The organism is Methylobacterium aerolatum (assembly GCF_022179085.1).
GTDB lineage: Bacteria > Pseudomonadota > Alphaproteobacteria > Rhizobiales > Beijerinckiaceae > Methylobacterium > Methylobacterium aerolatum.
In genome coordinates this window covers 27,890-42,834 of the sequence record NZ_BPQE01000016.1, presented here as the reverse complement: position 1 = coordinate 42,834, position 14,945 = coordinate 27,890, and the positions used below count along the sequence as shown (strand labels likewise).

Annotated in this window: 11 protein-coding genes; 8 read left to right on the top strand and 3 right to left on the bottom strand. The window is 67.9% G+C overall.

The window, feature by feature from the left end; translation table 11 throughout:
* Positions 1–6: 6 nt before the first annotated feature.
* Positions 7–1,290 (bottom strand): amidohydrolase/deacetylase family metallohydrolase, encoded by a 1,284-nt coding sequence (locus MFF06_RS11395; RefSeq protein ID WP_238203860.1) that lies wholly within the window; start codon positions 1,288–1,290, stop codon positions 7–9.
* A 127-nt stretch (positions 1,291–1,417) separates the two neighbouring features.
* On the opposite strand from MFF06_RS11395, the gene MFF06_RS11390 reads away from it, so the two are divergent.
* Entirely contained in the window at positions 1,418–1,981 is a 564-nt protein-coding gene (locus tag MFF06_RS11390; protein WP_370876749.1) for a MarR family winged helix-turn-helix transcriptional regulator, read from the top strand.
* A gap of 118 nt (positions 1,982–2,099) precedes the next feature.
* Here MFF06_RS11390 and MFF06_RS11385 read toward each other — a convergent pair whose 3' ends face one another.
* Positions 2,100–2,414 carry a PilZ domain-containing protein gene (locus MFF06_RS11385; protein ID WP_370876748.1) on the bottom strand — a complete coding sequence of 105 codons (315 nt, stop codon included), beginning with the start codon at positions 2,412–2,414 and terminating at the stop codon, positions 2,100–2,102.
* 1,305 nt (positions 2,415–3,719) lie between these two features.
* Between MFF06_RS11385 and MFF06_RS11380 the strand changes: the two genes are divergently transcribed.
* Positions 3,720–4,640, top strand: a complete 921-nt coding sequence (locus MFF06_RS11380) for a GNAT family N-acetyltransferase (RefSeq protein ID WP_238203858.1) — start codon at positions 3,720–3,722, stop codon at positions 4,638–4,640.
* A gap of 254 nt (positions 4,641–4,894) precedes the next feature.
* Complete coding sequence (locus MFF06_RS11375; protein ID WP_238203856.1) at positions 4,895–5,788, top strand: hypothetical protein; 894 nt, start codon at positions 4,895–4,897, stop codon at positions 5,786–5,788.
* A 51-nt stretch (positions 5,789–5,839) separates the two neighbouring features.
* Here MFF06_RS11375 and MFF06_RS11370 read toward each other — a convergent pair whose 3' ends face one another.
* Entirely contained in the window at positions 5,840–7,876 is a 2,037-nt protein-coding gene (locus MFF06_RS11370; protein WP_370876747.1) for a YgiQ family radical SAM protein, read from the bottom strand.
* Between the two features lie 144 nt (positions 7,877–8,020).
* Here MFF06_RS11370 and MFF06_RS11365 point away from each other — a divergent pair, with 144 nt between their 5' ends.
* The 5 genes from MFF06_RS11365 (at position 8,021) to MFF06_RS11345 (ending at position 14,912) form a co-directional block, all read left to right on the top strand.
* Positions 8,021–9,088, top strand: coding sequence for a spore photoproduct lyase family protein (locus MFF06_RS11365; RefSeq protein ID WP_238203855.1), 1,068 nt, complete (start codon positions 8,021–8,023; stop codon positions 9,086–9,088).
* Between the two features lie 126 nt (positions 9,089–9,214).
* On the top strand, positions 9,215–9,703 hold the full coding sequence (locus tag MFF06_RS11360) for a hypothetical protein (RefSeq protein WP_238203853.1): 489 nt from the start codon (positions 9,215–9,217) through the stop codon (positions 9,701–9,703).
* Positions 9,704–9,784: 81 nt separating this feature from the next.
* The gene (locus MFF06_RS11355) at positions 9,785–10,195 is read left to right on the top strand and encodes a FixH family protein (RefSeq protein WP_238203851.1); all 411 of its coding nucleotides are present in this window, start codon (positions 9,785–9,787) and stop codon (positions 10,193–10,195) included.
* On the top strand, positions 10,192–11,742 hold the full coding sequence (locus tag MFF06_RS11350) for an efflux RND transporter periplasmic adaptor subunit (protein WP_238203850.1): 1,551 nt from the start codon (positions 10,192–10,194) through the stop codon (positions 11,740–11,742). Before MFF06_RS11355 ends, MFF06_RS11350 begins: the two co-directional genes overlap by 4 nt.
* Complete coding sequence (locus tag MFF06_RS11345; RefSeq protein ID WP_238203849.1) at positions 11,739–14,912, top strand: efflux RND transporter permease subunit; 3,174 nt, start codon at positions 11,739–11,741, stop codon at positions 14,910–14,912. The genes MFF06_RS11350 and MFF06_RS11345 overlap by 4 nt, the downstream gene beginning before the upstream one ends.
* The last annotated feature ends 33 nt before the right edge of the window (positions 14,913–14,945 follow it).

Below are 14,945 nucleotides of genomic sequence, written 5' to 3'. Positions count from 1 at the left end.
TCTCCCTCAGGCCGCGATCGCCTGGGGCAGGATCGGCGAGTCGGCCTCGAACCGTTTACCGGCCCGCAGGCAGAAGGCGGGGCGCAGCAGGCGGTCGGCGACAACCTTCGTGTCCTCGTTGTCGCGCAGCAGGAAGCGGCCGCGGTCGTCGTGCAGCACCGAGACGTCGGCGGCGAAGCCGACCGTCAGGGCGCCGATCCGGTCGCTCATGCGCAGCATCTCGGCCGGGTGCGAGGTCACCATCGGCACCACCTCCTCGAAGGGGATGCCGAGCGCCATCATCGAACTCATCGCCTGGGTGAGGCTGAAGCGGGCTTGGCCGAGGAAGGGATGGTTCTCGTCGTCGTGGTGCTCGTCCGGCGTGCCGGCGGGCTGGGGCGCCTCGGGCACCTGCGTGTTGTAGCCGTGCATGTCGGCGCCCAGCGTGTAGGGGATCACCCCGGCGGGCAGGGAGGCGCGGGCCACCCGGTAGGAGAAGTGGCTGCCGTGGCCGACATCCACCTTCAGCCCCGCATCCATCGCCCGGCGGATGATGTGGTGGACCTCACCCTGCTCGTTGATGAAGCCGCCCGGATGCCGGGTGAAGGGATGGGCGAGCACGTCGCCGGGCCGCAGCAGCGGGATCACCCGCTCGACGATGGTGTCGGCGTCCTCGCCGTTCGCGCCGGATTCCGGCAGGCCCCAGAGCTGGCCGAAATGGACGTAGAGCGGCAGATCCGAGCGGCGGCTGATCTCGGCGGCCATCTCCATGACCTTGATGCCCCAGCGGGCGAAGCCGCCGATCTCGGCATGGCCCTTGATGCCGCGCACGAGGTCGCGGTTCTCGGTGGCCGACTTCACCGTGGCGTCGATATCGACCCCGTCCGGGCTGTAGAGGTTGGGGTAGAAATGCCCCTCCAGGCCGCCCACGAGGTAGGCCGAGAGGAAGGCGAGCACCTGCGTCTGCGACCGCTCGGCGATGAAGTGGCGGAAGCCCGGCAGGGTCATGCAGGAGGGGCCGCCCTGGTCCACCACCGTGGTCACGCCGGAGCGCACGCCCACCATGTCGGGGTTCAGGCCGAAGCGGCCGGTGACGTACTGGTAAACGTGGGCGTGGGTGTCGATCATGCCCGGCAGGACGATCTTGCCCGAGACGTCCACCACCTCGGCGGCGGCGGAGGGCAGGATCGTCTCCTCCACGGCCGCGATGCGCCCGTCCTTCACCGCCACGTCGCGGATGCCGTCGATGCCGGAGGCCGGGCAGACCACCCGGCCGCCTCGCAGAACCAGATCGTAGCGGCGATTGTCCATGGCGACCTCGTGATCTCCGTCGGCCCGCCTCGCGGCGCGCCTGGGCTTGCCAAAAGCGAAGTGTGCTTCGTATTTTTGGTGAAGCACAGGCCGTGCCAGGATCGGCGGGGTGGCCGGAGAGAGCGCCATGGACGAGGGGTCCAACACGCGAGGGGCAGGGGGCGTCCCAAAGGTCGCGGAGGCTGTGGCGGCAGAGGCCGTGGCGGCAGGGGTCTTGGCAGCAGAGTGCTTGGCGGCGAGGCCGTGGGCGCTGGACGAACGGCCGGGCTTCCTCGCCCGCCGGATGCACCAGATCCACGTCAGCCTGTTCGCGGAGCGATGTGCCGCTTTTGGCGTCACTCCCCTGCAGTACAGCCTGCTCTCGCTCCTGCGGGACCGGCAGGAGGCCGACCAGACGACGCTGGCGCAGGCGGTGGCCCTCGACCGCACCACGACGACGGGGGCGCTCAAGCGGTTGGAGGCCCGCGGCCTCGTCAGCCGGACGACCTCATCGGTGGATCGCCGGGCGCAGGTCTGCCGCCTGACCGCGCAGGGCGCGGCCCTCCACGCCGCGATGGAGTCGGCGGCACGCAGCGCCCACGCCCTCACCGTCGCGGCGTTGAGCCCGGCGGAGCAGGAGCAGCTGACGCGCCTCCTCCGGCGGGTGATCGAGGGCCACGCCCACCGGCGGGGCGACGCCGCGATCGCGTGAGGGCGTCACTGCGCCAGTGCAGTGACGCCCTCACTTCGTTCATGCGAGTCTGCACTCGCTCATTGTTTTCGCATCAATTCTTGCAGTCTCGGCTGAGGCCTCCGACGGGATCGCTGCCCTAAGCCGGTGGGGCAATCTCCGGTCGTACCGGCACGTCCGGCGCGCCTTCGCACAGCTTGATGCCGACCTCATCGCCGTGCCGCCAGACTCTCTCGACCTGGAAAGCCTTGTTGCTGCGGTTGACGACCAGCACGAAGGTCTTCGGCAGGGGATGCCGGCGCGCCACCGAGAGTCGGGCACCGCCCGCGGAATGGTTGCGCATGACGCAGGGCAGGCGGCGGCCGTCCGTCAGGACGACGGTCCCGATGGTCATCGTGGTCCGCCGCGGCGCCTGCCTGCGATGCCCGGCCCCGGGACCCTCGCGGTCGCCCATGCCCTGCGCCTCCCCCGAAGCAAGGCCGCCTATCGCCGGAGGGCGCCTAAGAGCGCGTAAACGCCCGGCGAAATTCGAAGTGAAGCGAAAGATATCGATGTCGCTGCCGGCCTTGTGATCAATATTACCGGAACGACGACGGTCAGGGCCATCACACGCTCCGGAGCCGTTTCGGTCGACCTCGGATCGAGGCGCTCTGTCTCGTCACTGCGAGCGGAGCGAAGCCCTTCAGGGATGCGCTCCGTTCGGAGGCGTCCCGCTGCCCTGGATTGCTTCGCTCCGCTCGCAGTGACGGTGTTGCGGATGCCGACTTGGGCGGCGTCAACTCGCGACTCACCCGCCGTCAGCGCGACGGCCGACCTGCGGACTCGTCCAGGGGAGAGCGGACTGCTTGTTGCATCGATCCGGAGAGAGTCGGTGCAATTGAGCCCCGACTGTCCGGGAGCGGAGCTGAGCGCCGAAGACGAGCGGGCTACGGAAACAGCCAAGATCAAGCCCAGCACTTGTTCAATACGGCGCGAATCTCGGGCCGTCGACTCGCTGGGATCGATCAAATCATCCGTTGCAGTCGCGACTGCCGCCGCAGTGACAGGCTTATGCTCATCTATGAGGATCACAATACTGTGATCGTTCGGGCATCGTACGACGGGGCGCATCTCTCCGCGGCGCCGCCGCCGAGCTGTGGCAAAGCCGAAACGAGCGATTTTCGACCGGGCGGCCAGGACGGCAGGAAGCCTCCACACAGCCTTACGGTCTGTGGATGCTTCCGCCCAGAAATATCGCATCTCTGCTTTTGCTCGACAATATTCACGTTGATCCAAGACGCTTGGGCTGATTAGCCGATCGAGTAAGCCGTAATTTCTCTGCCGATTTCAAAATATCTTGTCGCACCGCCGTTTTGGCACTTGTCGATCGATCTGCGAAGTCAATACTTAGCCGGGCATCTACGTATTTCGTAAAATTGGACCGGCTTGACCACTCAAGAAAGACTGGTAGATCAGAAATCGGTATGTTCAATCAATATCAAGTTATGGCGAATAATTGAGCGGATCAGTAAGTAAAAACTAGATATCTCGACATCGGTCACGTCCGATTTGCTTCATTGGAGATTTGAGCAATAAATCTATGGATTGTTGTGTCGCAATTTTTCAGGAAATTTTGGGTAAATGGTTTATAAATCTCTAACGGCGAACTTTGAAGTATCTTAGAGGCAAAAAGTGCGACGGGGAGAGATCTGTGAAGAGCAATAGCGCACTCTCGTTGCCTCCGATCGATGTAAGGCCCCCTCACAACGATTCGAAGCTGGTGCCGACCGTGTTCCATGAGCGTTGGTGGCTGGAGATCACCGGCGAGGGTGCCTACGAGGAAGTCAGCGTCGAGAATGGGGGGCGCGTCGTCGGGCGATTGCCTTACAGGATCACCAAGCGCGTAGGGCAAAGCATTCTCAAAATGCCGATCCTGACCTATGCACTGGGCCCGGCTATCAATGTAGACAGCAATGATATCTCACGGGTTACGACCGAATTTTCCATCATTTCACGGTTGATTTCCCAGTTGCCGCCTGCGGCGCACATCCACATGCGATTGCATAGGAGTCTCAAGAGCACCATGCCGTTCCAGGCGGCAGGGTTCGAGACCGGCGTCGATTTCACCGTCACGGTCGAGCCGGTCCCGGAGGATGTGCTCTGGAAAAAGATGCGCGATAAAAATCGCAACATCATCCGGCGTGCGGCCGAAAAGGTCGAAGTTCGCGAGAGCTTCGATGGCGATGCGTTCGCATCTCTTTATGAAAACAATATCATTGCGAAGAGCAAGCGCAATTCATACTCCAAGGCGACGCTGTCCGCGATCGTGGGGGAGACGTTGTCTCGCGGACGGGGCCGAATCATCACCGCCGTGGATCCGGGTGGCGAGCCCCACGCGGCGATCTTCACCGCGTGGGACAGGAATACGGAGTATTACCTGCTCTCCACCCGCAAGCACGAGGGGATCAACGGTTCCGTCAACCTGCTGCTGTGGGAGTGCATCAAGCGCGCCCACGCCTGCGGCCGATCCTTCGACATGGCGGGCCTCCATGTCGTCGGTCCGAACTTTCCAAACCTTCACCTGCTCACGGGGTTCGGTGGTGAGATCAACCCTGTCTTTTTCGTGCGACGAACGTCGGCCGCACTGAAGCTGATGCGAATTATCAAGCAGAGATACTGGCGGCAATTGTCCAGCGCGTGAGAGGACGATCGCATCGCCCAGGACGGTCGGAGGCATCGGCCGAGACTGGACAAATTGATGCAACAACAATGAGCGAGTGCAGACACGCATGAAGGAAGTGAGTGCGTCACTGCACGACCTTCCTGTTCCTACGACGATGTTCAAGGCTTGGCAGACGTTCCCGTCCGGATCGTTGCACCCGTCGGTCGTCGCCTCGCTGACCTGATGCCCTGTCCGTTTCTCGTAGCATGATTTGAGATGCGTAGCGGTGACCGATGACGACGCTTGCAACGTTCTGGGCAGGGTCCCGGCTGGCAGCCCTGGAAATGGCTTGCCTGCATTCCTTGGTTCTGCGCGGTTACGAGGTCGTCTTGTATTCCTACGACGACATCCAGTCGCTCCCCGCCGGCGTGACGCTGCGACCGGCCCATGATCTGGCCCCACGCGCTTATCTCAATCGGTTCCACTACCAGGGCAGGCCCAACTACGCGCATTTTGCCGATTATTTCCGTTGGAAAATCTTCGAGAAGACTGACTTCGCATGGGTCGATGCCGATATCTTGCTGCTCACTCCCTCCCACCTGATCGAATTGCCCAACCTGCTGATTGCCAGCGACGTCGAGATCGTCAACAACGCAGTCATAAAGCTCGACAAGAATAAGCTCGATTTGCATTTGCTCATCAAAAACACAGAAGACTTGATGGACCGCGATCTTCTATGGGGCGCGACCGGGCCGAGGCTGCTCGTCAAGACATTCGGGCTTGCCAACGAAATGTTCGAGCATGTGTATCCGGAGAACACGTTCTTCCCGATCCATTACGACGACATCTGGAAGGTGCTTCTCCCGGAATACGCGGACGAGTGCGAGGGGATTTGCAGGGGCGCGATCGGCCTGCATCTCTACAACAACATCCTGACCCGCATCGGGATCTGGAAGGATCTCGCGCCGCCGGTGGGATCGTACCTCTGGAACCGGCTGAAGGAGGACGACTCGCTTCGATTTTTCGAAGGCACCTACCCGGAGCCGGTCATGGGACGAATGATCGAGAACTTCCATTTCCGATCGAACGGAAAGGATGTGACGCTCCGGGCGCTCGCGACGCGGCTCGTCCCCGCCTTGATGCATTCGGTCAACAGCGCGCTCTATCGACGGTGGGGGAGGGGGTAGGTCGCTCCCGCTCGCGGGACGCCGGGGCCCGCCGCCCCCTCCGGCGTGCCCTCACTTGCGCAGGGGCACGCCCTTCGTCGTGAAGACCGGGCGGCCCGCGTGGCGCGGCCGGCCTCCCGGCTTGCCCTCGGCCTTGCCCATGCCGGTCCCCGGCGGCTGCGAAAAGGGTACCAGCTGGTCCGGCCGCGGACCGATGAGGTCGGCCCGGCCCATCTCGCGCAGGGCCTCGCGCAGGAGGGGCCAGTTCTCGGGGTCGTGATAGCGCAGGAACGCCTTGTGCAACCGGCGCTGGCGCATCCCCTTGATCGCCTCGACGGACTCGCTGCCGCCCCGCCGCACGCCCCGCAGGGGGTTGATCTCGGTGTGGTACATCGCCGTGGCGGTGGCCATCGGCGAGGGCAGGAAGGTCTGCACCTGGTCGGCGCGGTAATCGTTCTTCTTGAGCCAGAGGGCGAGGTGCATCATGTCCTCGTCCGTCGTGCCCGGATGCGCGGCGATGAAGTACGGGATCAAATAGTACTTCTTGCCCGCCTGCTTGGCGGCCTCGTCGAACATTTCCTTGAAGCGGTCGTAGGTGCCGATTCCGGGCTTCATCATCTTGTCGAGGGGCCCGCGCTCCGTATGCTCGGGCGCGATCTTCAGGCGCCCGCCGACATGGTGCGTCACGAGCTCCTTGACGTATTCCGGGCTCCTGACCGCGAGGTCGTAGCGCACGCCCGAGGCGACCATCACCTTCTTGACGCCCTCCACCTCGCGGACCTTCCGGTAGAGCCGGATCAGGTCGTCGTGGGAGGTGTTGAGGTTCGGGCAGATGTCGGGGAAGACGCAGGACGGCAGGCGGCAGGCGGCCTCGATCTTCGGGTCCTTGCAGGCCATGCGGTACATGTTGGCGGTCGGGCCGCCGACATCGGAGATGACGCCCGTGAAGCCCGGCGTCTTGTCCCGGATCTGCTCGATTTCCTTGAGGATCGACCCCTCCGAGCGGTTCTGGATGACGCGGCCCTCGTGCTCGGTGATGGAGCAGAAGGTGCAGCCGCCGAAGCAGCCGCGCATGATGGTCACCGAGAACTTGATCATGTCCCAGGCGGGAATCTTGGCGTCGCCGTAGGCCGGGTGGGGGGCGCGGGCGTAGGGCAGGTCGTAGACCGCGTCCATCTCCTCGCTGGTGAGGGGGATCGGCGGCGGGTTCAGCCACAGGTCGCGGTCGCCGTGGCGCTGGACCATCGGCCGCGCGTTGCCGGGGTTGGCCTCCCGGTGCAGCACGCGGCTGGCGCGGGCGTAGGCTTCCTTGTCGTCCTTCACCACCTCGTAGGCGGGGAGCCGGATCACGGTGTCGCCCGGCTTGCGGGTGGCGGCCTCGTCCGTCGAGTCGAGGTCGTCGGCGGGCAGCTCCGTGTAATGCTCGGGCACCCGGCGGAACAGGGCGACGCCCCGGATCGAATCGAGGTCCTGCGGCGCGGCACCGGCCGCGAGGCGGTGGGCCACCTCGCACACGGCCCGCTCGGCGTTGCCGTAAATCAGCAGATCCGCCTTGGCGTCGGCCAGGATCGAGCGGCGCACCTTGTCGGACCAGTAGTCGTAATGCGCGATCCGGCGCAGCGACGCCTCGATGCCGCCGAGGATGATCGGCACGCCCTTGTACGCCTCGCGGCAGCGCTGCGTGTACACGATGGTGCAGCGGTCCGGCCGCTTCCCGCCCTCGCCGCCGGCCGTGTAGGCGTCGTCGTGGCGCAGGCGCCGGTCGGCCGTGTAGCGGTTCACCATCGAATCGAGATTGCCGCCCGTCACGCCGAAGAACAGCCGCGGCTGGCCGAGTGCCTTGAACGGCTCCGCCGACTGCCAATCGGGCTGGGCGATGATGCCGACCCGGAACCCCTGCGATTCGAGCAGGCGGCCGATGATGGCCATGCCGAAGCTCGGATGATCGACATAGGCGTCGCCCGTGACGAGCACGATGTCGCAGGCGTCCCAGCCCAGTGCCGCCATCTCGGCGCGGCTCATGGGCAGGAAGGGCGCCGCCCGTCCGGCCGAGGTCGGGGGACGGACGAAGGTCGCCGGGAGGTTGGGGGCGGAAGCCTGGAGTTCCATGGCCCCTGCATAGGCCGAGAGGGCCGCGATCTCAACGAATGGCAGGCTTGAGCCGATGTCGCTGCCGGGTCGAGCTCCCCCCGTGTGGCCCCCAGCATGGCTCTCCGCCGTGGCCGGCGGATCCCGCCGTCCCATATGCCGGAGATGGCGAAGCCCCTGACGCTGATCGACCCCAGGCGGATCTACCTCGAGCCCGCCGTCCGGTCCTACCCGCGCGGGCGCGCGGTGCTGGCCCGCTTCCCCGATGCCGAGCAGGTCGAGGTGGCGAGCCACTGGAAGATCCCGGACCTCACGCAGGACCCGGACCTCGCCGCAGACTGGCTCCGCCTCAAGCGCGAGATCCTCGTGCTCGGCGTCAAGAAGGGGCTGACGCTCCGGCCGAACGGGCGCTCGGCCGATTTCATCGCGCCGTCCTCCTCGAACGGCTGCGCCATGGCCTGTTCCTACTGCTACGTGCCCCGCCGGAAGGGGTATGCCAACCCGGTGAGCGTCTTCGTCAAGCTCGACGAAATCGCCGCGGCCATCGCCCGGCACGCCGCGCGCCTGGGCCCCAAGCCAGAGCCGAACACCGTCGATCCGGTCGACTGGGTCTACGACCTCGGGGAGAACGGCGACCTGTCCCTCGACGCGACGCTCTCCGACAACGTCCGCGACCTCGTCGCCGCGTTCCGGACGATCCCGAACGCCAAGGGCTCCTTCGCCACCAAGCTCGTCAACCGGGACCTGCTCTCCTACGACCCGCAGGGGCGCACCCGCATCCGCTTCTCGCTGATGCCCGAGGCGGTCTCCAAGGTGCTGGACGTGCGCACCTCGCCGATCGCCGAGCGGATCGCCGCCATCGACGACTTCGTGGAGGCGGGCTACGAGGTGCACCTCAACTTCAGCCCGGTCGTCGTACACGAGGGCTGGCAGCCCGAATGGCAGGCGCTGTTCGCCGAGATCGACGACACGGTCTCCGAACGCGCCAAGGCGCAGCTCAAGTGCGAGATCATCATGCTCACGCACAACGAGCAACTGCACGAGACCAACCTCGCGTGGCACCCCAAGGGCGAGACGCTGCTCTGGCGCCCCGACATCCAGGAAACGAAGGTGAGCGAGGGCGGCATGCGCAACCTGCGCTACCGCGTCGCGTGGAAGCGGAGGTGGCTGGACCAGCTGCTGTCCTGGCACGGGGCGCGGATCCCGTACTGCACCGTGCGGTACGCATTCTGACGGCGCCTGCCGCCGCCCGCCGACCGGCGGGTCTCCCGCGTCCCATCTCTCCCGCGCCCCATCTCTCCCGCGCCCCATCGGCCGGACGGGCTTCCGTGCCGGCCCGGAATTTGGCATTCTCGCACCGTGACGTTCTGGCTCGCCCTCCGGCGACTGTTGCCGCTCCTGGCGGTCCTCAGCCTCGCCCTGACGCCGGTGGCCTCCCCCGCGGCCACCGCGGGGATGCACGCGCCGTCGGCCCAGGGCCGCCACGCCACCGCCATGGACGGCCATGGGATGGGTCATGGGATGGGCCATGCCGCCATGGACCATGCCACGATGGGCCACCACGCCGCCCAGTCGGCCGGGATGGCGGACGTGGACACGGCTGACGTGGACATGGGCAACATGGACATGGGCGACATGCCCTGTTGCCCCAAGACGGTCGCGGCCGAGCCCGATTGCGGCAAGGGTTGCCCGCTGATGGCCCTGTGCCTGGCGAGCATGGCCTCACTTCCGCCCGCCCCGATTCCGGTACCGGTGCCCGTCGCCACCCGCGCGGGGGTGATCTGGCCGGACCCGGCGGCCTTCGCCAGCGTGGACGGGACGCCGTACCCCGAGCCACCCCGAGCCTGAACCCGATGCCGCCGGCGCCTGCGCCGGCACGGTGACGCGCGCCCGCGCGCCGCCTTTCATCGCGTTCAGGAGACATCACCCGTGACCAAGAACACCCTCGCGCGCGCCCTCGCGGCCGCGCTTCCCGGCGCCGTCCTCGCGGTGGCGGCGCCGACCTTGCCCGCCCTGGCGGACATCAAGGACTACGGCTTCCAGCTCGTGCAGCAGGAGGCGAAGGTCGGGGAGGCCATCGTCGCCGTGCGGCTCGTGGACAAGCGCACGGGCAAGCCCGTGCCCGACGCCGTGATCTTCGCCAAGCGCCTCGACATGGCCCCCGACAGCATGGAGGAGATGGTCACCAAGCTGGAGCAGGTGCCCTCGACAGAGCCGGGCATCTATCGCTTCAAGGCCAAGCTCTCCATGGCCGGCGGCTGGCGCCTTTCCCTGGGGGCGAAGGTCCAGGGCGAGACGGGCACCGTCGAGGACAGGCTCGTCTTCCAGGCCGTCAGATGAGCCGGTCGGCATGGCTCGCCGGAGCCCTCGCCGCGCTCGCGGCGGGGGGCGCCGGCTACGCGGCCGGGCACGGCACCGGCGCCGTTCCCGCCTCCGTGGAACGGGTGCGGACCGCATCCATCCCCGGCCTGTCCGAGGGCGTGCAGACGCTCGGCGCCCGCTGGCGTCCGTCGGGCGGGGCCGGGGCGGCCACGCCGGGCCCGGCCGCCGCGAAGGCGCCCGGTCCGGTGCTCTACTATCGCGACCCGGACGGGAAGCCGGTCTACTCGGCGTCGCAGATGATGACCGAGGACGGGCGCGCGTTCCGGGCGGTGCACGTCGGCGAGGATGTCGGCTTCGACGACCCCGACGACGGCGAGGCCATGCCGGCGCAGGAGATGGCCGCCCGGGAAGGGTCCGAGCGGGCGCAGGCCGGGTCGGCCACGCCCGCCGGGGGCGCCCGCAAACTCCTCTACTACCGCAACCCGATGGGTCTGCCGGACACCTCGCCGGTGCCGAAGAAGGACTCGATGGGGATGGACTACATTCCCGTCTTCGCGGGCGAGGACGAGGGCGGCGCCACGGTCACGGTCTCGCCCGGCCGGGTCCAGCGGACCGGCGTGCGGACCGAGGCCGTCGCGCGGCGGATCGTGGCGCAGCCGGTGCGCGTGCCCGGCACCGTCGCCCTCGACGAGCGCCGCGTCACCGTCATCGCGACCCGCTCGGACGCCTATGTGGATCACGTCGAGGACGTCACGACGGGGGATAGGGTCCGCAAGGGCCAGCCTTTGGTCCAGGTCTACTCGCCCGAGATCAACGCCGCCGCCGCCCAGCTCATCGCCAACCCCGGCTTCGACGGGGCGCGGCGCAGGCTCCAGAACCTCAACGTGTCCGAGGCCGTCATCGATATGATGGAGCGCACCCGGAAGGTGCCGATGGCCGTCACGTGGTCCTCGCCCCGGGACGGGCTCGTGCTGCAACGGAACGCCGTCGAGGGCATGAAGGCCGCCGCCGGGGACACCCTGTTCCGCATCGGCGACATCGCGACGATGTGGGTGCTGGCCGACGTGCCCGAGCGCGACCTCGCGGCGGTGCGCGTGGGCCAGCCCGCCTCCGTGCGCCTGCGCTCGGCCCCCGGGCGGGACTTCTCCGGCCGGGTGGCGGTCGTCTACCCGCAGGTGAACCCCGAGACCCGGGCGACGCGGGTGCGGATCGAGTTGCCGAACCCGGACGGCGCACTCCTGCCCGACATGTACGCCGACGTGGTCATCGCCACGGGCGGCGCCGAGCCGGTCGTGGCCGTCCCGGACGACGCGGTGATCGACACGGGCGAGCGCCAAGTCGTGCTCCTCGACCGGGGCGGGGGCCGCTTCGAGCCGAGGGCCGTGACGGTCGGCGTCCGCGGCGGCGGCCATACCGAGATCCGGGAGGGCGTCGCCGTCGGCGACCGGGTGGTCACGGCGGCGAATTTCCTGATCGACGCGGAGAGCAACCTGAAGGCGGCGCTGCAATCCCTCGCCGCCCCGAAGGACGACCGGCAGGCCGCCAACGCGGGAGGCACGCCGTGATCGCGCGCCTCATCGGCTGGTCGGCCCGCAACCTCGTCCTGGTGCTGGTCGGGACGGTCTTCGCCGTCGCGGCGGGCGTCCTGGCGCTGAGGACGTTGCCGCTGGACGCGATCCCCGACCTCTCGGACGTGCAGGCTATCGTCTACACCGAGTTTCCGGGGCAGGCCCCCCAGGTCGTCGAGGACCAAGTCACCTATCCGCTCACCACGGCGATGTTGACGGTGCCGAAGGCGAAGGTCGTGCGCGGCTTCTCGTTCTTCGGCGTGTCCTTCGTCTACGTCATCTTCGAGGACGGCACCGATCCGTATTGGGGCCGCTCGCGGGTGCTCGAATATCTCAACGCGGCGGCGGGCCGCCTTCCGGCGGGCGTGACGCCGACGCTCGGGCCCGACGCGACGGGCGTCGGCTGGGTGTTCCAATACGTCGTGGTGGCCAGGGAGCGGACCCTCGCGGAGCTGCGCTCGCTTCAGGACTGGGTGATCCGCTTCGGCGCCTCGCGCGCCGAGGGCGTGGCCGAGGTCGCGGGCGTCGGCGGCTTCGTGAAGCAGTACAACGTCGTCGTCGATCCGAACCGCCTGCGGGCGCAGGGCATCGGCCTCACCAAGCTCCGGGACGCGATCCGGGCGAGCAACGCCGACGTCGGCGGCCGGACGGTCGAGCTTTCCGAGTTCGAGTTCATGGTGCGAGGCCGCGGCTACCTGAGGGGCGTCTCCGACATCGAGGACATCGTGCTGAAGACCACGGGCGGCACGCCCCTGCGGATCCGGGACGTGGCCCGTGTCGAGCTCGGGCCGGACGAGCGGCGCGGCCTCACCGAGATGAACGGCGAGGGCGAGGTCGCCGGGGGGATCGTCCTGCAGCGCTTCGGCGCCAACGCCCTCAGCGTCATCGAGGGGGTCAAGGCGAAGCTCGCCGAAGTGGCACGGAGCCTCCCGGCCGGCACGGAGATCCTGCCGGTCTACGACCGGTCCCAGTTGATCGACGCGGCCATCGCCACCCTGCGGCACACGCTGGTGGAGGAGAGCCTCGTCGTCTCGCTCGTCTGCGTCGTCTTCCTCCTCCACGTTCGCAGCGCCCTGGTGGCGGTCCTGATGCTGCCCGTCGGCATCCTGATGGCGCTCGCCGGCATGAGGGCGCTCGGGATCGGCGCCAACATCATGTCGCTCGGCGGCATCGCCATCGCCGTCGGCGCCATGATCGACGCCGCCATCGTGATGATCGAGAACGCCCACAAGCACCTGGAGCGGGCGCCGCCGGGCAAGCCGCGCATCGAGATCCTGACCGAGGCCGCGAGCGAGGTCGGGCCGTCGCTGTTCTTCTCCCTCCTCGTCATCACCGTGAGCTTCCTGCCGATCTTCACCCTGGAGAGCCAGGAGGGGCGGCTGTTCGGGCCGCTCGCCACCACCAAGACCTTCGCCATGGCGGCGGCGGCGCTGTTGTCGGTGACGCTGGTCCCCGCGCTGATGGTGCTGTTCGTGCGCGGACGCATCGTCCCGGAGCACCGCAACCCGGTGAACCGCCTGCTGATCCGGCTCTACCGGCCGCTCATCGCGGGCGTGCTGCGGGCGCGGGTCCTCACCATCCTCTTCGCCGTGGCCGTGCTGGCGGCGACCGCCTGGCCGGCCCGGCAGCTCGGCTCCGAGTTCATGCCCGACCTCGACGAGGGCAGCCTGCTCTACATGCCGACCACCCTGCCGGGGATCTCGGTGACGAAGGCGGGCGAGCTGCTGGCCACCCAGGACCGCATCATCAAGTCCTTCCCCGAGGTCGCCTCGGTCTACGGCAAGGCGGGCCGCGCCAACACGGCCACCGACCCGGCGCCGATGGAGATGGCCGAGACGGTCATCGCCCTGAAGCCGAAGGCCGAGTGGCGGCCCGGCGTGACGCTGGCGAGCCTCAAGGCCGAGATGGACGCGGCGCTACAGTTCCCCGGCGTCTCGAATGCCTGGACGCAGCCGATCCGCGCCCGCATCGACATGCTCTCGACGGGCATCCGCACCCCGGTCGGCATCAAGGTGCTGGGTACCGACCTGACGCAGATGGAGGGCGTCGCCCGGCAGGTCGAGGCGGCGGTACGCACCGTGCCGGGCACGTCGAGCGCCTACGCCGAGCGGGTGATCGGCGGGTACTTCCTCGACATCGCCCCCGACCGCGGGGCCCTGGGCCGCTACGGCCTCATGGTCGGCGACGTGCAGGACGTCGTGGCGACGGCGCTCGGCGGGCAGGCCGTGACGACCACGGTGGAGGGCCGCGAGCGCTACACGGTGAACGTGCGCTACCCCCGAGCCCTCCGCTCCGACCCGCGGGCCATCGCCGACGAGGTGCAGGTGCCCTTGCCGGCCGGCGGCACGGTGCCCCTGCGCGAGGTCGCCACGGTCGCGCTCGCGCGGGGGCCGACCTCGATCCGCACCGAGAACGGGCAACTCGCCGTCTACATCTACGTGGACATCGCGGGCCGGGACCTCGGCGGCTACGTGGCGGAGGCGCGCAGGGCGGTGGCCGACGCGGTCGGGCTGCCGCAGGGCACGACGCTCCAGTGGAGCGGGCAATACGAGTACCTGGAGCGGGCCGAGGCGCGGCTCCGGATCGTGGTGCCGTTGACGCTGCTCGTCGTCTTCTTGCTGCTCTACCTGAACTTCCGGCGGCTGACCGAGACGTTCATCGTGATGCTCTCGCTGCCCTTCGCCCTGGTCGGCGGGGTGTGGCTGCTCAAGCTCATGGGCTTCAACATGTCCGTCGCCGTGGCGGTGGGGTTCATCGCCCTCGCGGGCGTCGCCGCCGAGACCGGCGTGATCATGCTGGTCTACCTCGACCACGCCTGGGACGAGGTCCGGGCCGCCTGCGGACGGGAGGCGCGTCCCCCGACGCGGGAGGACCTGCGCCGGGCCATCATGGTCGGTGCGGTCGAGCGGGTGCGGCCGAAGATGATGACCGTCGTCGCGATCATGGGCGGTCTCGTCCCGATCCTCTGGAGCACCGGTTCGGGCTCGGAGATCATGCAGCGCATCGCCGTGCCGATGATCGGCGGGATGGTCTCCTCCACCGCGTTGACCCTCGCGGTGATCCCCGCCGTTTACGCCCTCGTGAAGGGCTGGACGCTGCCGCCGGGCAACCAATCCCAGGCGACGGCCGTCGAGGAGCCGACACATCACCGGACTGCCGCCGAGTAGCGACGCCGCACCCCCGACTTGCATCGAAGGAGC

Excerpts from the sequence above, each read along its gene's own strand:
- MFF06_RS11385 (WP_370876748.1), bottom strand. The coding sequence starts at position 2,414 with ATGGGCGACCGCGAGGGTCCCGGGGCCGGGCATCGCAGGCAGGCGCCG.
- MFF06_RS11375 (WP_238203856.1), top strand. The coding sequence starts at position 4,895 with ATGACGACGCTTGCAACGTTCTGGGCAGGGTCCCGGCTGGCAGCCCTG.
- MFF06_RS11395 (WP_238203860.1), bottom strand. The coding sequence starts at position 1,290 with ATGGACAATCGCCGCTACGATCTGGTTCTGCGAGGCGGCCGGGTGGTC.
- MFF06_RS11365 (WP_238203855.1), top strand. The coding sequence starts at position 8,021 with ATGGCGAAGCCCCTGACGCTGATCGACCCCAGGCGGATCTACCTCGAG.
- MFF06_RS11370 (WP_370876747.1), bottom strand. The coding sequence starts at position 7,876 with ATGGAACTCCAGGCTTCCGCCCCCAACCTCCCGGCGACCTTCGTCCGT.
- MFF06_RS11350 (WP_238203850.1), top strand. The coding sequence starts at position 10,192 with ATGAGCCGGTCGGCATGGCTCGCCGGAGCCCTCGCCGCGCTCGCGGCG.
- MFF06_RS11390 (WP_370876749.1), top strand. The coding sequence starts at position 1,418 with ATGGACGAGGGGTCCAACACGCGAGGGGCAGGGGGCGTCCCAAAGGTC.